This is a genomic window from Paenibacillus sophorae (assembly GCF_018966525.1).
Lineage (GTDB): Bacteria > Bacillota > Bacilli > Paenibacillales > Paenibacillaceae > Paenibacillus_AQ > Paenibacillus_AQ sophorae.
On the sequence record NZ_CP076607.1, the window covers coordinates 2,426,919 to 2,447,741 of the forward strand.

At 52.7% G+C, this 20,823-nt stretch carries 12 protein-coding genes and 1 tRNA gene; 11 read left to right on the top strand and 2 right to left on the bottom strand.

Going from position 1 to position 20,823, the window contains the following annotated elements; genetic code table 11:
• The first annotated feature begins 44 nt into the window (after positions 1 to 44).
• From KP014_RS11485 to KP014_RS11495, 3 genes are read left to right on the top strand one after another with little or no spacing between them, the layout of a single operon-like run.
• On the top strand, positions 45 to 1,223 hold the full coding sequence (locus KP014_RS11485) for an MFS transporter (protein ID WP_036592057.1): 1,179 nt from the start codon (positions 45 to 47) through the stop codon (positions 1,221 to 1,223).
• A complete protein-coding gene (locus tag KP014_RS11490; protein ID WP_036592059.1) occupies positions 1,220 to 10,369 on the top strand; it encodes a type I polyketide synthase in 9,150 nt (3,049 codons plus the stop codon). Before KP014_RS11485 ends, KP014_RS11490 begins: the two co-directional genes overlap by 4 nt.
• A 12-nt stretch (positions 10,370 to 10,381) precedes the next feature.
• Positions 10,382 to 11,572 carry an Acg family FMN-binding oxidoreductase gene (locus KP014_RS11495; protein ID WP_036592061.1) on the top strand — a complete coding sequence of 397 codons (1,191 nt, stop codon included), beginning with the start codon at positions 10,382 to 10,384 and terminating at the stop codon, positions 11,570 to 11,572.
• A 102-nt stretch (positions 11,573 to 11,674) separates the two neighbouring features.
• Here the strand turns inward: KP014_RS11495 and KP014_RS11500 are convergent, their stop codons facing one another.
• Both KP014_RS11500 and KP014_RS11505 read right to left on the bottom strand, forming a co-directional pair.
• Positions 11,675 to 12,544: a caspase family protein gene (locus KP014_RS11500; protein ID WP_051499669.1), complete on the bottom strand. Its 870-nt coding sequence runs from the start codon at positions 12,542 to 12,544 to the stop codon at positions 11,675 to 11,677.
• Positions 12,545 to 12,711: 167 nt separating this feature from the next.
• A tRNA-Pro gene (locus KP014_RS11505) sits at positions 12,712 to 12,788 on the bottom strand.
• Between the two features lie 205 nt (positions 12,789 to 12,993).
• On the opposite strand from KP014_RS11505, the gene KP014_RS11510 reads away from it, so the two are divergent.
• From KP014_RS11510 to KP014_RS11545, 8 genes are all read left to right on the top strand, one after another.
• Positions 12,994 to 13,776: an SDR family NAD(P)-dependent oxidoreductase gene (locus KP014_RS11510; RefSeq protein ID WP_036592063.1), complete on the top strand. Its 783-nt coding sequence runs from the start codon at positions 12,994 to 12,996 to the stop codon at positions 13,774 to 13,776.
• 393 nt (positions 13,777 to 14,169) lie between these two features.
• Complete coding sequence (alaS, locus tag KP014_RS11515) at positions 14,170 to 16,800, top strand: alanine--tRNA ligase (RefSeq protein WP_090834078.1); 2,631 nt, start codon at positions 14,170 to 14,172, stop codon at positions 16,798 to 16,800.
• A gap of 444 nt (positions 16,801 to 17,244) precedes the next feature.
• Positions 17,245 to 17,520, top strand: coding sequence for an IreB family regulatory phosphoprotein (locus KP014_RS11520; RefSeq protein WP_025688687.1), 276 nt, complete (start codon positions 17,245 to 17,247; stop codon positions 17,518 to 17,520).
• The gene (gene ruvX / locus KP014_RS11525) at positions 17,517 to 17,933 is read left to right on the top strand and encodes a Holliday junction resolvase RuvX (RefSeq protein WP_036596893.1); all 417 of its coding nucleotides are present in this window, start codon (positions 17,517 to 17,519) and stop codon (positions 17,931 to 17,933) included. Before KP014_RS11520 ends, ruvX begins: the two co-directional genes overlap by 4 nt.
• Before the next feature lie 13 nt (positions 17,934 to 17,946).
• On the top strand, positions 17,947 to 18,255 hold the full coding sequence (locus KP014_RS11530; protein ID WP_036596894.1) for a DUF1292 domain-containing protein: 309 nt from the start codon (positions 17,947 to 17,949) through the stop codon (positions 18,253 to 18,255).
• Entirely contained in the window at positions 18,248 to 18,553 is a 306-nt protein-coding gene (locus tag KP014_RS11535; protein ID WP_036596895.1) for a DUF1292 domain-containing protein, read from the top strand. The genes KP014_RS11530 and KP014_RS11535 overlap by 8 nt, the downstream gene beginning before the upstream one ends.
• A 172-nt stretch (positions 18,554 to 18,725) precedes the next feature.
• A complete protein-coding gene (mltG, locus tag KP014_RS11540; protein ID WP_246590705.1) occupies positions 18,726 to 19,775 on the top strand; it encodes an endolytic transglycosylase MltG in 1,050 nt (349 codons plus the stop codon).
• A 108-nt stretch (positions 19,776 to 19,883) separates the two neighbouring features.
• Complete coding sequence (locus KP014_RS11545; RefSeq protein WP_036596896.1) at positions 19,884 to 20,816, top strand: peptidase U32 family protein; 933 nt, start codon at positions 19,884 to 19,886, stop codon at positions 20,814 to 20,816.
• The last annotated feature ends 7 nt before the right edge of the window (positions 20,817 to 20,823 follow it).

Genomic DNA, 20,823 nt, shown 5'->3' on the forward strand with positions numbered 1-20,823 from the left:
TTGAAAGGGATCGGACTATTCTGTAATTAAGGGGCATAGCGAACATGGAGCAAAAGACGGGCAAATTTCATGACCTGTTTGGCAACGGGAGAGCCATTATTTACGGCATTGCACTCTTGGTGGGCACTTCCATGGGCGTTATTAACCCGCTATCTACCACGCACATGACTACGAACCATGGGGGGGAAATATGGATTGGAGTCATTTCCTCCTCGTATTTTTTCTTTATGGCTCTGGGCTCCGTATTTGTGGACAGAACGATGAGAGGGAGCAATGTGAAGACGGTCATTACGGCCGGTCTGCTGCTGACCGCGGTATGCTCAGCCCTTTTTCCCCTATTTACTGTGAATGCGGCCTGGCTGCTGCTCATGTCATTAATGGGGATCGGCATCAGCTGCAATATGGTGGGTCTTCAGACGGCGCTTCATAATCTTTCCAATGAGAAAAGCCTGGGGATGGTCAGCGGAATTTACAGCTTATGTTATGCCCTCGGACTAATCGCCAGTGCGGCGGTGGCCCCGCAGGTGTATGGTTATGTGACATGGCTGCCGTTTGCATTCAGCAGTCTATGCCTGGCTCTTGCCTCGGGAATTATTCATTTCAAACTGGCAGATGTATTGGTCATTCCCGAACGCGCCAGGGAAAAGGTTATATCCAAAATTACACTGCCTCTGTTCGGCGCTTTCGTGTACGGCTTCAGTGAAACGATAGTGGTTTCCTTGTATCCCCTCTACTTGATCAGGGAGCATGTCGCCGTATCCCAGACGGGCTATGGATTAAGTATCTTTGCAGTCGGCAGCATCATCGGCTTGCTTCCTCTAACCTATCTGGCTGACCGGATCGGACGGAAGAAATGTATGGCCTTATGTGTGTTTATCTCAATATTTGCTGTTTTGGGAATAGTGACCGCTGCCAGCATGTCTCTTAAATTGCTGCTCTCCTTTGCCGCAGGGTTCATGATCGGCCCCTTATATCCTCTCTCGATGGCGCTTGCGGTTCAGGATTTATCGGCAGGCGAAAGGTCTTCGGGAAATGCCTTATTTACTACCTTCTACGGCTTCGGTTCAGCGGCGGGTCCGTTCTTCTCCTCCGTAGCCATGAATGTATGGGGCAATGGGCATATATTCACTGCCAGTCTGCTGATGTTCTGCTTATTCCTTACCTATATGGCAATGACAAGAAAAGGTTCGAAAATACGGCTAACCAAGGAGGAAATATTGTGAGCAGCTCTAAAAGGAAGAAGCAAGAAATCAACCTTTCTATCATTAAAGGAAAGTCCATAACCGGCAAATATACCGAACTCGGCAATCTGGCCAATGCGCTGGCTCAAGTGACAGGCAAACCGGACAGAGGGATTACATTTGTGCAAAATGATAATTCGGAAGTCTTTCTTTCCTATTTGGAGCTCCTTGAAGGGGCAACCCGCCGTCTGGGCGGCTTGCAGGAAGAAGGCTTTAAGCCGGGCCAGTTTGCGTTGATTTTGCTTGAGAACAGCAGGGAGTTCATTCTTACCTTCTGGGCATGTATCCTGGGGGGGATCATCCCTGTTCCGGCTTCCTATCCGGCCTCTTCCAAGGTGATCAATACCTCGCTTAGCAAGCTGCAGGCGATTTGGGAAGTGCTGGAGCGTCCGCGGATCATCTCGGATCACAGTTTGGTAGAGGCGCGTGAAGAAATGGAAACCACGCTCGGCATCAGCGGCATGCAGATTCTCGAGGCCTCCAGTCTGGATTTGGTTCAACAAGCTGGAACTATTATGTTGGCCGATGCTCATACCCCCGCACTTATCCAATTCAGCTCAGGAAGCACCAATATACCGAAGGGGACCATTCTGACCCATGACAACCTGTTGACAAATTTAGAAGCCATTATATCCAGCATGGGGATGACGGATGAAGACCGTTCCCTCGGCTGGATGCCGTACCACCACGATATGGGGCTGATCGGCTTCCACCTCTCCACTTTGGTTTGCGGAATTAACCAGTTCAATATGACGCCCATGAAATTCGTTAAAAGGCCAACCATGTGGCTCGATATGATTGACAAGCACCGGATCACCTTTACCGGATGCCCCAATTTCGGACTTAGACTGGTTCACGGCAGAGTGAAGGAGGAGCAGCTAAAGTCTTGGGATTTAAGCTCTCTGCGCCTGCTCTATAATGGCGCCGAGCCCATATCGGTCAAGACGATGCGGGAATTCATAGACAAATTCGCGCAAAGCGGGCTGCGCAAAAATGCGATGTATCCGGTATACGGAATGGCGGAAGCCTGCCTGGCGGTAAGTTTCCCCGAAGTCGGCGAAGAGCCGCTAGTCCATTCCGTCAACCGTGAGAAGCTGGTAAGTGAATCGTTGATTGAAGAAATCGCCGAAACCGAAAAGCGGGCCTCTTTAATGGCTGATGAAGGTTACCCTGTAACTGGCATGGAAATCAGGATTGTGGAGGAAGAATCCGGCGCTGTCGTTCCCGAAGGGACGGTGGGCGAAATTCAGATTCGCGGGCGGAATGTCACTTCCGGATATATCAACAACCCGGAGGCTACGGCCAAGTCATTTCAAGACGGTTGGCTCAAGACCGGAGATACCGGCTTTATTTTGAACGGACGATTAACGGTCAGCGGAAGAATCAAGGACATTATTTTCGTCAATGGCCAGAACTTTTTCGCCCATGATATTGAAGCGGTGATCGAAGAGCTGGATGAGATCGAACCCGGAAAAATCGCCGTCTGCGGCTGGCATGATGAACATGAGGGAAAAGAAAAGGTCGGGCTGTTCTCGACGCTGCGCCTGAAGGAGAAGGACGCGAAGCCGCTCTATTCCAAACTTTTGCGCCATATCAACGAGGTTATCGGCATTCCCGTCGACTATGTATCGTCCATACGTTCTATACCCAAGACCACAAGCGGCAAAGTGCAGCGGTTCATGCTTGTGGAATCCTTCAAAAAGGGTGAATTTCAGGATAAAACCTATCCTGCCGCTTATTTCTCGGCTGAAGAGAAAACGGTAGAGCCCCTGCGAACGCCGGTTCCCACAGCCGCTTTCGGGACGTATCTGGAGAAGATTAGAGAGATATGGGCCGCCGTTCTGGAAAGATCGGCTGAAACTGTACCTTACGATCAATCCTTCTTGTCTTTAGGCGGTACCTCGCTTAAGGCGATGCAAATTCTAGGGGCCCTTGAGGATGAGCTTAAGATTGAGCTGACCCACGATCTGCTGATCAAGTGCCGCACCGTCCTTGAGATGGATGAGTACCTTGTAAACTGGGTTAATACCAATGGCAGCCCATCCCAAGCACAGAAGGCACAGCCTTCTTCAGGGCAGGGGAAGGAGGGTGATGGGGATATTGCCGTGATTGCCATGGCCTGCCGATTCCCGGGGGCTTCAAGTCCGGAAGAATTCTGGCATAACCTGGTGCGGGGAGAGAGTTCCATCGGCGAAGTACCGCGGCATCACTGGAACATTGATGATTATTACAGTCCTGCCCCTGAATTCGGCAAGACCTATTGCCGTACCGGAGGTTTCCTTGACAATCCCTATGGCTTCGACGCCAGCCTGTTTGGCATCTCTGAAGAAGAAGCGGCAGTAATGGACCCGCAGCAGCGAATGGTGATGGAGCTTGTATATGAGCTGATTGAACGGGCAGGGTATTCCCGGCAGCAGATGAGCGGGAAGAACGTCGGATTATTTGTCGGCGCTGGAGGAAACTCTTACTTCGAATATCATCTGAATACGTTGAATCGAATGAACCTGCAGAGCTTTGACAGCTTCTCCATGCTCAGTACCGAGCAGCAGGAGCAAATCATGGAAGAATGGAAGCGGAAGCTGGGATTCACAGAAGCGCATCCCAACATTCTGGTTGATAATATCATCAACATGATTCCGGCCCGAACCTCCCAGGAATTCAACTTCAAAGGTCCGAGCATGGCTGTGGATACCGCTTGCTCCTCGTCGCTGGTAACGCTGCATCTGGCCGCCGATTCCATCCGCAGAGGGGAATGTGAATCCGCTATTGCCGGGGGGATCAGTCTCTTACTGACGCCTACCTCTTATCAATACTTCAGCAGCGCGGGCGCTTTATCCACCAGCGGACGCATCAGCGTCTTTGATGCCGATGCGGACGGTTTTGTGCCGGGTGAAGGGGGCGGGCTGGTAATGCTTAAGCCCCTTGAACAAGCGCTCAAGGACGGCGATCCGGTGCTGGCGGTGCTGAGAGCCAGCGGAATCAATAATGACGGGCACTCGATCGGCGTGATGGCACCGAACCCTGATGGGCAAAGGGAATTAATCGAATCCCTCTACGTCCGGCATGAGCTCAGTCCCGGGGATATTCAGTATGTGGAAGCTCACGGAACGGGCACGAAAATCGGTGATCCCAGTGAAGTTAGAGCGCTCGACAATGCCTTCAAGCGTTGGGGGCTGCCGAAGCAATCGATTGCCATTGGCTCGGTAAAGTCCAATATCGGTCATCTTCTGGGCGCGGCCGGTATCGCCAGCTTTATCAAAATCGTCATGGCGCTGCGCAACAAGACCATGCCTCCGCAGATGAATGTGTCCACTCCGAATCCGATGCTGAAATTCGAGAAGACGCCGTTCTACCTGCTCTCTGAAGCCAAAGAATGGCAGGTAAGCGAAGGTGCAGCCAGACGGGCGGCGATCAATTCGTTCGGATTTGGCGGAACCAACAGCCATATGGTTGTCGAGGAAGCGCCGCAGAGCGGTCCGTCAAGCAGCGAGTCCCATCCGGAACGGCCGAAGCATGTCATTGGGCTGTCCGCTCATACCCATGCTGCACTAGAGCATAAAATGGCTGATCTGGCAGCATTCCTTGAACAGCAAGGGGAGTACTCGCTCGGAGACATTTGCTATACGGAAAATGTTACGCGTACCGCGCTGCAGCACCGCTTCTATGCCGTAACGGACTCGGCCCAGGATCTTACCAAGAAACTGAGAACCAGCGAGCCGGAATCGGCACGCGCTTTAATCTCGCCCAAAATTGCCCTGATGTTTACTGGACAAGGGTCGCAGTATGCGGGTATGGGCCGAGCTTTGTACGATCAGCTTCCCGCCTTCCGGAAACATGTGGATGAATGCTCTGACGCGTTTTATCCGCATCTGGGCGTGAAGCTGACAGACCTGATTTATGGCGAGGATGCCGATGGCAACTCTCTTGCCCAGACCAACATCACTCAGCCGGCAGTCTTTACAATGGACTATTCATTTGGCAGGCTGCTGCTGGATTTGGGCATACAGCCCGCTTACTTGCTCGGACATAGTATCGGGGAATGGGCAGCCGCTTGCCTGGCGGGGATTGTAAGTCTTGCAGATGCGGCAAGGCTAGTATCCGCCAGAGGCAGATTAATGAGCGAACTGCCGGCAGCAGGAGCGATGGCCGCTGTATTTACTTCCGGCGCAGCGCTTGAAGCCTTGCTGCAACCATTCGCAGAGTCCTTGTGGATTGCCGGTTACAATGTCACACATCAAGTTGTATCGGGAACAGTGGAGGCGCTCGAAGAATTTTTATCCGTGCTGCAGCAGCAGGGAATCGGGGCGAAAAAGCTGAACGTTTCCCAGGCCTTCCACACTCCGCTGATGAAGCCGATGCTGGAGGCGTTCAAGAAGGAACTGGAGATAACGGAATTCCACGCTCCGCTGATTCCGGTCATTTCCAATGTGACCGCCGAAGTGATCGAAGGGCCGCTTACTGCGGAGTATTGGATGCAGCATATTCTGGATGCCGTCAAATTTGAGCAAAGCATCACTTATGCTCTAAATCAGGATGTCTCGATTCTGGTCGAATGCGGACCGGACGCCATCCTTGCAGGGATGGCCGGGGGATTGCGGCACCCTGGCAAACCGCAGGTGCTCCATACGCTTAGCCGCAAGAAAGATAACTGGGACACTTGGCTTGGCATGCTCGGTCAATTGTATTCCCTCGGAGCCAAGATAAATTGGACGGCTATGGAGCAAGGCAATCCCTACCATAAAGTGGCGCTGCCGGCCTATCCTTTTGAGCGTAAAACGTTCAAGCCTGATTTCGGAGAATCGTCCGGACACTCGCATGCTGCATACGGCCGCAGTTTGCTCCATGAATGGGTGTGGAAGCCCGAAACCCTCGCCGATGACTACCGACTGCCTGAAGGGGCAGTGCTGGTATGGAATGTTAGCCCGGACATCGGCAGGGAACTGGAGCGCTTGCTGGACCCTGAACGAAACCCTGTCTACTATCTGAGCTTCGGCGATAAGCTGCATTACGATGGAGAGCGCAGCTTTACAGTCCGGGTGGACGAGGCGGAGGATTATAGCGCTTTGCTGCAGCAAGTTCCGGGAACCTTAGCGGCTGTGGTCCATTTATCGAACTATTCACAGGACAAGCATCCAGCCAGCGCGCTTTTAAATGACAGCAGCGTCTTGAACGAAAGTTTCTATAGCCTGTTTCACTTGAGCCAAGCGATTGTCCGCCATGAGCTGAGCAATGTACAGCTTGTGATGGTAACCAACAAAGCTTTTATGCTGGAAGAGGATCAGGGAGCGGGCAATCCAGTACAAGCGGCAGCCGTAACGCTGGGCCAGGTGATTGATCTTGAGAATGAAGGAATCCGCGTCTCGGTGATTGACATGGACGGGGATGAATATCCGTTAGACCGGGATTTTGCAGCAGCCTTATCGAATGCGATGAAACAGCAGGCGGATACGGAGTCAATCGCTGCTATCCGCGGCGGAGTACGCTATGTGCGCGCCTTGGAGAAAATGTCCGCACAAGCGGACAGAGAGAGCATTGAACTGCACGATGGCGAAACCTATCTGATTACCGGAGGCACAGGGCTGGTCGGTAGCCGGATTGCCGCAGCGCTTGCCCGGCAGGCGCGGATAAATGTGGTGCTTACCGGCAGAAGGCAGCTTCCGCCGGACCACGAGCTCATTCAGGGGCTGGAAGAGCTGGGAGCAAAGGTGATGTATGCGGCCGTTGATGTAACCGATCAAGCGCAAATGGAGGATCTGCTGGGCAAAATCCATGCCGTCTATGGTTCCCTGCACGGCGTTATCCATGCTGCAGGTCAGCTGGAATACGCTCCGCATAAGCTTTTGACCCGAAGTCTTAGCGATATTGACAAAATGCTGGCTCCGAAATTAAACGGTACGGTCATTACCGATCTGGTAACCCGGCATGAGCCGCTGCGCTTCTTCGTGACATTGTCTTCCGTTTCGGCCTCCCGCAAAGCATGGGCCTCCGGACTTGGAGATTATGCTGCGGCCAACGCGTTCTTAAACGGTTATAGCTACTATCGGGCGAATGACAATGCTCCGGGGCGTTCCTTATCGATCAACTACTCCCTCTGGAAAGATACGGGAGCGGGAACGGAGTTTGGAGATCTCGTTCAGCTTACACTCAGGGCACAGGGGTTAAAGCCGCTTGCCCATGAGGAAGCCGCCGCCGCATTCCTGAGAGCCCTGGCTTCTAACGGGCCTGATATCATTCATATTCTGGATCTGCTGAAGGCCGAAGAGAAGAAGCCTTTCACAGCGCCGAAAACGGAGCGGACTTCGGTAGCGGCCGGTCCTCGCCGCCAGGCTTCCGTCTATCGTTCAGCGAGAGAAATCAGAGAGATCGTGTACCAAGCCATTGCCGAGCAGTTGCAGATTTCGGTCCGCAGCTTGGAGGTAGGCATGAATTTCATGGAGCTTGGACTTGATTCTGTAGGAGCGACCAAGGTTATTGCCGAGCTTGGCAGCAGATTGAACACTGAGCTGTATCCGACGCTTATTTTTGAATATCAGACGCCGGAAGCCCTATCTGCGCACATTGAAGAGATACTGACGATGGACCCTGCGGAAGTGACTGTTCAGGAAGGGGCCAGCGAAGCTAAGGAAAGCTGGAAGGAAGAAGAGCTGCAAGATATCGCTATCATCGGAATGGGCCTGCGCATACCGGGAGCGAATAACCAGGAGGAATATTGGGAGCTGCTGAGTACCGGCAGAAGCGCTATTCGCGAAGTGGCTGCCGGAAGATGGTCCAATGATGAGCATGTAAATACGGACGGGAATATGCTTCACACTACTTATTCCAGTCTGGGAGGCTTTATTGATGCTCCTTATGACTTTGATCCGTTATTTTTTGGAATGTCGCCCAAGGAAGCGGAAGCCGCCGATCCCCAGCAAAGAATCTTCCTGCAGATTGCCTGGGAAGCCTTGCAGCAGGGGGGGTATGGCGGAAAATACCGCACCCGTAAAATAGGGGTATTTGTAGGCTGCGAGCAGAACACCTACATGGAGCACTTTGCCAATTACCGCTCCTATATGCTGATTAAAAACCGCTTGGCGGACAGCCCGGCCTTCAGCCGGATGCATCCCGATGATCGCCGGGAGATTCTCGCCGGAATATCCGGTGTGCTGGAGCCGGCCCGTCTAGTCCCCGATGCCGTTGCCGGCAATGGCCTTAATGAGGTTGCGGCACGGGTAAGCCACTGCTTGAATCTTACAGGCCCCAGCCTGATTGTGAATTCCGCCTGCTCCTCTTCTCTGGTGGCGATCCACATGGCCTGCGAGAGCCTGCGGACCGGCCAATCGGAAATGGCGATTGCCGGCGGCGTGAATCTGAACTTAAGCCCGACGCCGTTCGTTTCCCTAAGCCGGGTAACCGCGCTGTCGCCGACTGGAGTTTGCTATCCGTTCGACAAAAGGGCAAATGGGATGGTACTGGGTGAAGGGGCGGGCGCTGTGCTGCTGAAGCCGCTTAAAGCAGCGCTAAGGGATGGCGATCACATCCATGCGGTGATAAAGGGCTCGGCCATTAACAATGACGGCCGCTCCCAGGGAATTACGGCGCCAAGGCCGCAAGGCCAGGCCGAGGTGATCCGGGAAGCTTTTCTCCGTACGGGAATTCATCCTGAAACGATTTCCTATATTGAGACGCACGGCACAGCCACTCCGCTGGGTGATCCCATTGAAATTGAGGGAATGACCCAGGCGTTCAACACCTTTACGGCCAAGAAACAATTCTGCGGAATCGGCTCGGTCAAATCCTCCGTTGGGCATATGCTCTCCGCCGCGGGTGTGACGAGTTTGATCAAGGTAGTTCTTGCTTTGAAGAATGAGACTCTGCCGCATACGGTGAATTATGAGCAGCCAAATCCGAATATTGATTTTGAGCATTCCCCGTTCTATGTTGTCGATAAGCACCCAAGACCATGGAAGGCGGAAGGAACCGCTCCGCTCCGGGCCAGTGTGAATGCCTTCGGATTTGGAGGAACCAATGCCCATGTCATTCTGGAGCAGGCGCCGCCGGTTCCGGTATCTGTCCCGGCCTCGTCGGACAACGGGCCGCACCTGCTGCTGCTTACAGGCAGAAATGAACAGGGCATCAGACAAGTTGCGGGAGAGCTCAGAGCGCATCTTGCGGAGCAGACCGATCTTAGCGCCGCATCTGTCTGCCATACTATGAATCTCTCACAGAAAGAGCTGTCCTTTAAAGCGGCGGCAGTCATTAAATCCAAAGAGCATTTGGCCAGCATTCTCTCCGCAGTGGAGAACGGTGAGACCTTCACGGAGATCAGCAGAGGACGCTCCAACCCGAACAGGTCTACCCCGGTCCATCTCATGCTGGACGGCAAGAAGACAGTGAGCGGCATAGAACTGGAAGCGCTCAGTGCACGTTTCCCAGGCTTTGGCTCTGCCTATCGGAAGGCGAAGCAAGAATCGGGTGATGGAGGCGAGGGGATTGAACGCTTTGCCGTGCAATATGCGGTTGGCAGCCTGCTGATAGATTTAGGTATTCGTCCTGCGGGTATCCTGGCTGAAGGTACGGGCATCCTCGCGGCACTAGTCCTAACGGGTCAACTTTCACTGCGGCAGGCCGCATTATTCATCCGGGACGGAAAAGAGCAGCCAAGTGAGACTCCATCCGGTGGCGAAGAGCTTGTGAAGTGTCCTGTTATCACACCTTCAGGGGCAATTAACCGGCATCTCACGGGCGGACTGTGGCCGTTTGTTACGGAAGCTTTTGGCCGCAAATTGGAGGAAAAGGACTATAAAGAAGCTTTGAGTGCGGGAGATGTGCTGCTCTACCCCGGAAGCCACTTTATTAACCTGCCTATTAGCAATAGCAATGAAGTCCAAGCCGTTAACCTCTCTATGGATGTAGATGCAGTGGAGAACATGCTGCGGGGGATGGCCAAGCTGTATGTTCTAGGAGTTCCTTTTGACCCGGCTGGACTGTTTAGTTCCCATGAGAGAAAAATCCTTTTGCCGACATACCCGTTCGCCAATGAGACCTATAAGGTGTCATTTGAGGAAGAGGTCGAGGCGTTTAAAACGGTTATCGCTCCGCATAAGGAACCGGCAGTTAAGGCGGGGCTCAAAAAAATAGAGGTATAAAAGGAAGAGGATATGAGCAAGCGTTACAAAATAACAAAGATTGTTATCCTATCTGTAGTTGTTCTGCTCGCCGTACTTGCCGGGGCCTTGTTCACAGCCAGCGGCGCGTTGAAGAAGGCCAAGTATTTGGACCCTTGGAAACGGGATTATGCGGAACAAATTGAGGACCCGCGGGTGCAATTGGTTGCTCATGGCTTATTGGCCGCGAACGGGCATAACATGCAGCCATGGAAGATCCGCCTAGATAAGCAAAATCCGCTGATGCTGTATCTTTACACCGACAACGAGCGGCTGGCGTTGGAATCGGACCCCTTGGCCCGGCAAACGCTGGTCTCTCAAGGTACCTTTTTGGAATACATGCGGGTTGCCGGAGAACACCTGGGGTATGAGACGGAGATCAAGCTTTTTCCGGACGGGGAGTATGATGAACAGAAGTTAAGCGAGAGCATGGACCAGAAGCCGGTGGCGCAAATTACGTTATCGAAGGTTCAGCCGCAAGCAAACCCGCTATACGAATTCATGTTTTTACCAGATACGAACAGAATGGCCTATCAGCCGGATGCTTTGACTCCAGAGCAAATCCTGGGGCTGCAAAAGACCAACACCTGGGAAGGTCTGACCTTAACCGTTCTGAACGACAAGGTAAATATCGAGAAGCTGGGAGCCTATGGTGTAGAGGGCACGGACATTGAAACCGGTCTGAAGCGAATGAATGACGAGTCAGCCGGCATCTTCCGTGCCAATGAATATCAGAAGAATAAATATCGCTATGGATTTTCTTTTGAAGGCCAAGGAACCACCGGATTGAAAAAGCATCTGCTGCAAGGAATGATCACGATTATTCCATCTTTTAATAATGAGGAGGCAGCGACCAAGCTGGCTGTCCAAGCAACCCAGACCGCGGTCGACCATACTCCGGCATATGTCTTGGTCTTCAGCAAGGACAACAGCCGAACGAGCCAGGTCAAGGCGGGCATGTTATACAGCCGGCTCATACTTACCGCGCATGAGGAAGGACTTGTGATGCAGCCGCTGAGCCAGGTATTAGAGGAGTATCCTGAAATGCGGGAGCCCTATAGTAAAATTCACAAGGAGTATGCTCCGGCAGGTGAAACGATCCAGTTCCTGATCCGCGTAGGCAAGCCGACACAAGATACCCCGCTCAGCATGAGACGCGAGGTTACGGACTTGATTGTGGAATAAATTATTATGAAGAGTGAGCAGGGGCGTTAGAAGAACTGGTTGACGAAAAAAAACTATAAGGCTGGAACAGGGGGACGGATAGCGGTCCCCCTGTATTTATAGTTAAACGAAACTTATTTCCTTTTTATGTTCTTCGTTTGAACGTATATTATTGATTGAAAATGGAGACTGATTGTCGAATACGTCATTTGTCACACCAATGTTATAGTAATTAGGCGTTTGGTCAGGCGGCATTTGAAGGGTAATTGACTTGTAGAAACTCAAGTAATTTCCACTGAATTGACCATCATTCCATACTTTTAATAATTTCTCTGTAAACAATCCATTAACTTCACCGTCTTGTGAATACTGATTATCCTGACATCCAGAAATTAATTTTATAGAGCTTTTTAAGCCTGATAAATCATGCTCATTATTTTTACGCTTTTTATTCATATAAAATTCTCGATTTTGTGCAAACACTTTATCAACAATTTCGAGTGGCATAAATCTGTAGGTTTTGTTGTTTTGATTTGATGTGGAACTAAGTCCGTAAAAACGAGCTCTTAAAACTGTTCCACTATGACAAGAATCTGATAAAACAATTATTTTGACATTTTCTTTGAATTGAAACCACAAATCGTAAAGTTCATCGTCCAGGAATTGTCCATCATACAGGCACCATGTTTCATCTTTCTTATCTAATTCATCATTATTTGTGTCTGCCACGCTTCCCCCATGTCCGGAGTAAGATAGGAAAAAGACATCACCACTCTTTAATTTTTCTGCCGCTTTTTTAATTTCATTTGTTACATTCTGTATGGTTGCTTGTTGGGTTAATAGCAAAGTCGAGTTGTTGTAATTTCTATATTGAGCAATAGCCATCATAGCTTTTGCATCATTTTCGCAACCCTTTAATTTACCATCCCATCCTGCATAGTGTGTGGGATCTACAGCATTTAAACCGATGTGTAATGAATATCCATTTGACATTTTCAAGCCTCCTGATCACGATTTGAAATCGAAATTAATTTGTCCTGGTTTTAAAATTTATATAAATTCCATTTAAAGGCCATATTAGATATTCATCAAATTAGTGAGACCTCAAAAATCCCCAAACAAAAAAACCCTTGATTATCAAGGGTTTCATCATTTTTGTATGGTCGAGACGACAGGATTTGAACCTGCGACCTCTTGCTCCCGAAGCAAGCGCTCTACCAAGCTGAGCCACGTCTCGTTAATGGATTTTATAGGGAATGTTTTGCTCGAACAATTAGAGATTATACGCCTGTTTGCGATTAATGTAAAGATATGTTTTAAGAATGTGAAGTGGGGTCAGACTGTCAGCCGCAGTATGTATATAGGCTATGAATATGTATAATGTACATATGAGAAATTTTAGCAGGACGGTACCGAACCGCCGCTTAGGGAGGAGTTATACTATGGATCTGGGTTTGAAAGGGAAAAAGGCGATTATAACCGGCGGCAGCAAAGGAATCGGCCTGGCTACGGCAATCGTTCTGGCCGGTGAAGGTGCGGAAGTGGCGATTATCGCCCGAACGCCAGAGCCCCTTCAGGCAGCCGCTCGCCATATATATGAAGTGACAGGCAAGAAGCCGCTGGTCATTCAGGCGGATATCTCATCGGAGGAGGGTGCCCGGCGGGCGGTCGAGACGGCTGGCGAGCATTTCGGAGGAGTCGATATTCTGATCAATAATGCCGGAACCTCCGCCGCCAAGCCGTTCGAGGAAGTGACTGCGGAGTCATGGGATGCCGACCTCGATCTGAAGCTGCTAGGCGCGGTGCACTGCGCGCGGGCGGCGATACCGTATATGCGGAAGGCGGGCGGTGGAGCCGTCGTCAACGTCACTGCCGTTAAGGGCAAGGCTCCGTCCGCCGCTTCCCTGCCAACGTCCGTAAGCCGGGCAGCAGGCCTTGCGCTAACTAAGGCGATGAGCAAGGATTTGGCCGGAGCGGGCATTCGCGTCAATGCGGTATGCATCGGTCTCATCCGAAGCGACCAGATTGAGCGGAAATGGAAGCAGGCCGCTCCTGATCTGAGTTGGGAGGAGTTCTCGGCCGATCCGCTCCACGGCATTCCTCTGGGGAGAATCGGCGATGCGGAAGAAGCGGCTAATGTAATTGCGTTCCTGGTATCCGATGCGGCGTCCTACGTTACCGGAACGTCCGTAAATATCGACGGAGGTTCTTCAGCGGTGCTGTAACAAGGCAATTGACAGGAACGAATGGCATAGATATACTTATGATGTTAAAATGCGTTAACCTCATAGCTATGAATACAGTGATGAAATGAAGTACGCCGGAAACTAGGCTTCACCAGAGAACGGATTCCCTTGCGAGTGACGCAAGCGGCTGCGAGAATCCGGAAGACGGGCCGGCGGAAAGCTGATTTCGGAGTGCGGGTACAAGCCCGCCGGATGGTTCCGTTAACGACCGTAACAAGGCGATCGCTCGCTATCAGCGTGTCTGAAGCATCTTTACAAGATGCCAAAGACGCTAATGGGCGATAACCAGGGTGGTACCGCGATATCAATCGTCCCTGAATTATTCAGGGGCGTTTTTTTGTTCTATTTTAAATTGACGGGAGCTGTATTTAGATGAAAGCAAGTGAAATCCGTTCCAAATGGCTGGAGTTTTTTGCAGGCAAAGGCCATAAAATCGAGCCCAGCGCTTCGCTCGTCCCTCATAACGACCCCTCGCTCTTGTGGATCAATGCGGGCATGGCGCCGCTTAAAGCTTATTTCGACGGACGCGTGAAGCCGGAGAATCCGCGTCTCGCCAACTCGCAGAAATGTATCCGCACGAACGACATTGAGAACGTCGGCAAGACTCGCCGGCACCATACGTTTTTTGAAATGCTGGGCAATTTCTCCATCGGCGACTACTTCAAGGAAGAAGCGATTACTTGGGCCTGGGAATTCCTGACGGGCAAGGAATGGATCGGCTTCGATCCGGACCGGCTGGCGGTTACCGTCTATCCCGAGGATGAAGAAGCGTTCAAGTTCTGGAATGAAAAAATCGGACTGCCTGCAGAGCGCATCATCAAGCTGGAAGACAACTTCTGGGATATCGGCGAAGGGCCTTGCGGACCTTGTACGGAAATTTTCTACGACCGCGGCGAAGCCTATGGCAGCGACATGTCGGACCCGGAAATGTATCCGGGCGGCGAGAACGAACGCTACCTTGAAGTGTGGAATCTGGTCTTCTCGCAGTTCAATCATAACAAGGACGGCAGCTATACGCCGCTTCCGAACAAGAACATCGATACCGGCGCGGGTCTTGAGCGTTTCGCTTCGATCCTCCAGGACGTGGATTCGAACTTCGACACCGACCTGTTCCAGCCGATCATTCAAACGACCGCCAAGCTTGCAGGCGTAAACTACAAGGATAACCTGGAGCAGGATATTGCGCTGAAAGTCATCGCCGACCATATCCGTACCGTAACTTTCGCGGTAGGCGACGGCGTGCTGCCTTCCAATGAAGGACGCGGCTATATTATCCGCCGTCTGCTGCGCCGCGCGGTGCGCTACGGCAAGACGCTGGGTCTGGACCGTCCGTTCATGTATGAGCTGACGACCGTTGTGGGCGACATTATGGGCGTCTACTATCCGACTGTGGTGGAGAACCGCGAATATATTGCCAAAATCATTCGTACGGAGGAAGAACGCTTCCATGAAACGCTGTCCGACGGCCTGGCGATCCTCGGCGAAATCAGCGACCGGGCGAAGGCGGACGGTGTGGACGTGATCAGCGGAGCGGATGCGTTCAAGTTGTATGACACCTATGGCTTCCCATTCGACCTGACGGAAGACTACGCTGCCGAGCAGGGGCTGAAAGTCGACCGCGAAGGGTTCGACGCGGCGATGCAGGAGCAGCGAGACCGGGCAAGAGCGGCCCGCCACGACAGCGGCAGCATGAAGGTGCAGGGCGGCGCGTTGTCCGAATTGACGGTTAAAAGCCAGTTTGTTGGATATAATGACCTCGTAGCCGAAACGAAAATCGCCGCGATTGTCGTCGGCGACGAGCTGGTGGACATCGCCCGCGAAGGCGCTGAAGCGCAGGTTATTCTGGAGTCGACGCCATTCTATGCCGAAAGCGGCGGCCAAGTAAGCGATCATGGTGTACTGACTAGCGGTTCGGTTACAGCCAAGGTGAACGGACTCTTCAAGGCGCCGCGCGGCCAGCATGTTCATCTGGTGACAGTTGAATCCGGTGAGCTGAAAGTGGGCGATACGGTCCGCGCGGAAGTGAACCGTTCGGAACGCGAGGATGTCGTGAAGAACCACACGGCAACCCACCTGCTGCACAAAGCATTGAAGGAAGTACTTGGCAGCCACGTCAACCAGGCGGGGTCGCTTGTGGAAGGGCAGCGTCTGCGCTTCGACTTCTCGCATTTCGGCGCGATTACGCCGGAAGAGCTGACGGAAATTGAGCATAAGGTCAATGAGCAGATCTGGCGCGGACTAGACGTTGTAATCGAAAACAAACCGATCGATGAAGCCAAAGCGATGGGCGCGATGGCGCTCTTCGGTGAGAAGTACGGCGATATCGTCCGCGTTGTGCAGATAGGCGATTACAGCCTTGAGCTGTGCGGCGGCTGCCATGTAAGCAATACTTCGCAGATCGGCATTTTCAAGCTGGTCAGCGAGAGCGGCATCGGCTCCGGCGTGCGCCGGATCGAAGCGGTGACCGGCCGTTACGCTTACCAGTACACGGAGAGCCAGCTCGACGTGCTGAAGCAGGCGGCGGCGCTGCTGAAATCATCGCTTCCGGACGTGCCGAAGCGCATCGAGGCTTTGAGCGGCCAGGTTCGCGAGCTTGCGCGCGAGAATGAGTCGCTGCAGTCCAAACTCAGCGCTACGGCCGCGGCCGAGCTGACGAGCAGCGTGAAGACGGTCGGCAGCGGCGTGCAAGTGCTGACGGCTTCCGTACAGGCCGGCAGCATGGATGCGCTGCGGTCGATGGCCGACGAGCTGAAGGCGAAGCTGCCGGAGGCGGTCATCGTGCTGGGCGCTGCCACGGACGACAAAGTGAACTTTGTCGTCGCGGTTCCACAGGCGCTGGTGAAGCAGGGCTATCATGCCGGCAAGCTGGTGAAGGAAGTCGCCGCGGTATGCGGCGGCGGCGGGGGCGGCCGCCCAGATATGGCGCAGGCCGGCGGCAAGGATGCCTCCAAGCTTCAGGCCGCGCTGGCGAAGGCGGAAGAGCTGGTAGCAGCCCAGGGCTGATCAGCCGGTTAAGCAGAGCGGTCCCTCAGTAATTTCAGCCTGGAATCCGCCGCGAAGGAGAATATCTCTCGCGAGCGCTTAGCCAGCAGCAGGCCGCCGCTTGGGTTCCGGCAGGCAACAGCCAAGGCTCCTGCCGTGAGCCATGGATCGGAGCAGCTTGCATGTGGCGCTCCAATCCGTGGCTCAATCGGCTGTGCAAGGGGTTACCCTGGGACTTTGCCGCCCTTAAGCGGACAGGCCCTGCGCTTTTTCGCGCCTTCTCTGCACACTATCCTTTGGTTTTGTTTTATCATGAGCATAATCCCAAAAAAAGCGCTATATTCCGGCAGGATTTTCTTGTTTGACCGTGAATATGTTATGATGGGGTGAGATACAAATATAGTAATGCAGCAACTTTGCGAAGGCCCCGTCAAGCATCGACTGCGCAGAAGGAAGGTGTCACAGATGGACTCCATGGACAAAACGGTCAAATTCAATGTGAAGGGCGACGAGAAAGAGGCATCTCCCCGCGAGATCCTGCTTACCGTTCACAACGCCCTGGTGGAGAAGGATTATAATCCGATCAACCAGATTGTAGGTTATCTTCTTTCCGGTGATCCGGCTTACATCCCGCGCCACAACAATGCGAGAAGTTTGGTCCGGAGGAAAGAACGTGACGAGCTGATTGAGGAACTGGTCCGGTTCTACCTTGCCAATCAGCCGGCGGATAAGGTCAAATGAGGAAACTCGGTCTGGATTACGGGGATCGCCGGATCGGCGCAGCCGTAAGCGATGCTTTTGGCTGGACCGCTCAAGGACTGGAGACCATCGAGCGCCGCCGGGACGGGAGTGAGATGGAGCGAATCCGTCGCTTGATCGAGGAATACGAAGTATCCGAGATTGTAGTCGGCCTGCCCAAGAATATGAACGGCACAGTGGGCCCCCGCGGCGAGATTTGCATTGAATTTGCAGACCAGCTGCGGGAGACGCTGAGTTTGCCCGTACACCTTTGGGATGAACGCCTGACGACGGTATCCGCTGAGCGGGTGCTGATTGAAGGCGATGTCAGCCGCAAGAAACGCAAAGGAATTGTGGATAAAATGGCCGCGGTTCTGATTTTGCAAAATTTTTTGGATGCTAACAGTAAAAGGTGAGGGGTGCGCACACATGGCAAACGAGCAGATCGGCATGGATGAGGAACCGGAGATTATTTATATTCCCGATGATGAAGGCAACGAAGAGGAATTCGAGGTTATCATGAAGTTTGAGGTCGACGGCTCCGATTCCAAGTATATGATGGTGGTGCCGCTCGATTCCGAGGACGAAGAAGCCGACGAGGTATACGCATTCCGCTATGAAGAGGACGGAGACGATCTGCAGCTGTTCATGATCGAAGATGATGAAGAGTGGGCGATTGTCGAAGAGACCTTTAACACTCTGGTTGACGAGCTGGACGGAGGAGCGGGGAATGACTGAGTTTTCTGCCGGCCAAGCGGTATGGACCTCCAGGCTGAAAGACGCCTATGGAGAAGCCGTGGAACTGGAAGACGAGAACGGTAAGGCTTCCGTGTACGAAATCATCGCCGAATTTGAAGTGCAGGGCCGCAGCTACGCGGTACTGCAAGATTCGGAGAAGGACGGGGAGCGGGAAATCCTGCGCATCGTTATTTCCCCGGACGGTCCGCCAGAGCTGGAGAGTATTGAAGACGACGACGAATGGGAAGATATCTCGGAGCTGTATGATGAGCTGACCTTTCCGGACGACGAAGTGTAAGCATATACGGCTAGCCGCTTTCGGCCCTCGGGCCGGTTGAACGCAGCCACAAGCAGGGGAGGGCGGAGCATTCCGCGCTCTTTTTGCTTGAAAAAATAAGTGATTTTCAAAATATCTATTGAATTTAAATGAATACAATTTTATATTTATAGTCGGAAAGTGAGGAGAATGTTTGAAGTCCGTCATCCGCAATCTGTTGATTGTCCTGCTGCTGCTTATCGCTATGGCGGGTGCAGGAATTTGGTATATATGGAATGGTATGAAACCGGTGGAACCGTCAGGGCCCGCAGTAAACATTACCATTGAAAAAGGCATGGGCAGCTCGGAAATTGCCGACCTTTTGGAGAGTAAGGGGATTATCCGCAGCGCTCTTTTGTTTAAAGGCTATTTGAAGTGGACGAACGAAGGATCACAGTTCAAGGCAGGAACTTACAGCGCCGCTCCCGGCGCAACTTATGACAATCTGATCACCCGCTTGAATGCGGGAGATGTAGTGAAGAAGGAAACCGTCGTCTTTACCATTCCTGAAGGGTATACGGCGAAGCAGATTGCGGACAGGCTGGCTCAGGCTTGGGGCAAGGACGCCTCTCTTTTTTTGTCGCTGATGGATACGGGGGCGGAACTGAAGGAGACAGACATCTTAAGCATTCCGCAGGAAAAAGATATCCGTCACCGGCTGGAGGGCTATATGTTTCCGGAGACGTATGAGCTGGTCAAAGACAGCACGCCGCAGCAAATTGTCGAGAAGATGATGGAGGAGCTGCAAAAGAAGCTGGACAGCATCCCTGATTGGCAGACTCGTCTTAAAGCGCGCGGACTAACCCTGCATGAACTGCTGACCGTTGCTTCCCTGGTGGAGCGTGAAGTCGTTGTGGACAGCGAGCGTCCGCTTGTGGCCGGAGTCATCTACAACAGGCTCAATAAAGGACAAAAGCTTGAGATTGACGCTACCGTCCAGTATCTGTTTGCCCAGCCTAAGGAAAGACTGCTGTATAAGGATCTCGAAATCAAGAGCCCTTACAATACGTACCGGAATACCGGCCTGCCGCCGGGACCGATCTGCAGCCCGGGTCTAGCCTCCATTAAGGCGGCGCTTGAGCCGGAGGCCTCGGATTATTATTATTACGTTACGAAGAAGGACGGAAGCCAGGCCCATTTATTCGCCAAGACGTACAAGGAGCATTTAGCCAATATCAAAAAAAGCCAAGAAGCAGCGAAATAAGCCGTCCTTATCCTTTCTTATTTTAGAAAAAATGGTGCAGTCATTCGTTATAATTAAGATGCCGTCCGGTACCTGATTGTGCCGGATGCGCCCACAGGAGGGTACATGATGAAGAGCAAACCGGAGCTGCTGGCGACGGCTGCTTCCCTTACGGAAGCGGCCGCGCTGCTGGATGCCGGAGCCGATGCGCTATTGATCGGCGACGACCGGTTCGGCATGCGGCTGGCCGGACATTTCAGTCTGGAGAATACGGCGGCGGTAGTGGCAATGGCCCATGAACGCGGCCGCAAAGTATATGCCGGGCTCGGAGGACTGATGCCGAACCGGCTGCTGGATGAGCTTCCGGCCTATATCAAGGCCATTGCGGAGATCGGCGTGGATGCCGCCGAGTTCGGCGATCCGGCCGTACTGGCCGCGGCGCGGAGTGAAGCGCCCGGCCTTAAGCTTCACTGGAACGCGGAGATGACGTCCACCAATTTCGCGACGGCCAATTATTGGGGGCGCAAAGGCGCTTCCCGCGTCGTTCTGGCCCGGGAACTGAATATGGACGAGATCACGGAAATGGTGCCGAAGCTTGAAGTGGAGGCCCAGGTTCAAGTACATGGGATGACTAATATTTATCACTCCAAGCGTAAGCTGGTGGAGAGCTATATGGCTCATCAGGGGCGTCCGATCAGTGACGGAAGCCTGGGCAAAGAACGCGGCTTGTTTCTCGTCGAGGCGGAGCGTCCCGATGAGAAATTCCCGATCTATGAAGACGTGAACGGCACCCATATCATGAGCTCGGATGATCTTTGCATTCTGGAAGATCTGCATATACTGATGGAGGCGGGGGTTCACAGCTTCAAAATTGAAGGGCTGCTCAAGCCGACCGCTTACAACGTTGCGGCAGTCAAGGCTTACCGACAGGCGATCGACGCGTATGCCGCTGACCCTGCGGGTTACGCGTTTCAAGAGGAGTGGCTGGATACCGTACGGGCGCTGCAGGACCCGGAGCGGGAGCTGACCTTCGGTTTCTTTTATAAAGAGCAGGTTTATTAACTTGGAA

Coding starts and splice junctions, on each gene's coding strand:
- KP014_RS11485 (WP_036592057.1), top strand. CDS start 45: ATGGAGCAAAAGACGGGCAAATTTCATGACCTGTTTGGCAACGGGAGA.
- KP014_RS11495 (WP_036592061.1), top strand. CDS start 10,382: ATGAGCAAGCGTTACAAAATAACAAAGATTGTTATCCTATCTGTAGTT.
- KP014_RS11500 (WP_051499669.1), bottom strand. CDS start 12,544: ATGTCAAATGGATATTCATTACACATCGGTTTAAATGCTGTAGATCCC.
- KP014_RS11510 (WP_036592063.1), top strand. CDS start 12,994: ATGGATCTGGGTTTGAAAGGGAAAAAGGCGATTATAACCGGCGGCAGC.
- alaS (WP_090834078.1), top strand. CDS start 14,170: ATGAAAGCAAGTGAAATCCGTTCCAAATGGCTGGAGTTTTTTGCAGGC.
- KP014_RS11520 (WP_025688687.1), top strand. CDS start 17,245: ATGGACTCCATGGACAAAACGGTCAAATTCAATGTGAAGGGCGACGAG.
- ruvX (WP_036596893.1), top strand. CDS start 17,517: ATGAGGAAACTCGGTCTGGATTACGGGGATCGCCGGATCGGCGCAGCC.
- KP014_RS11530 (WP_036596894.1), top strand. CDS start 17,947: ATGGCAAACGAGCAGATCGGCATGGATGAGGAACCGGAGATTATTTAT.
- KP014_RS11535 (WP_036596895.1), top strand. CDS start 18,248: ATGACTGAGTTTTCTGCCGGCCAAGCGGTATGGACCTCCAGGCTGAAA.
- KP014_RS11545 (WP_036596896.1), top strand. CDS start 19,884: ATGAAGAGCAAACCGGAGCTGCTGGCGACGGCTGCTTCCCTTACGGAA.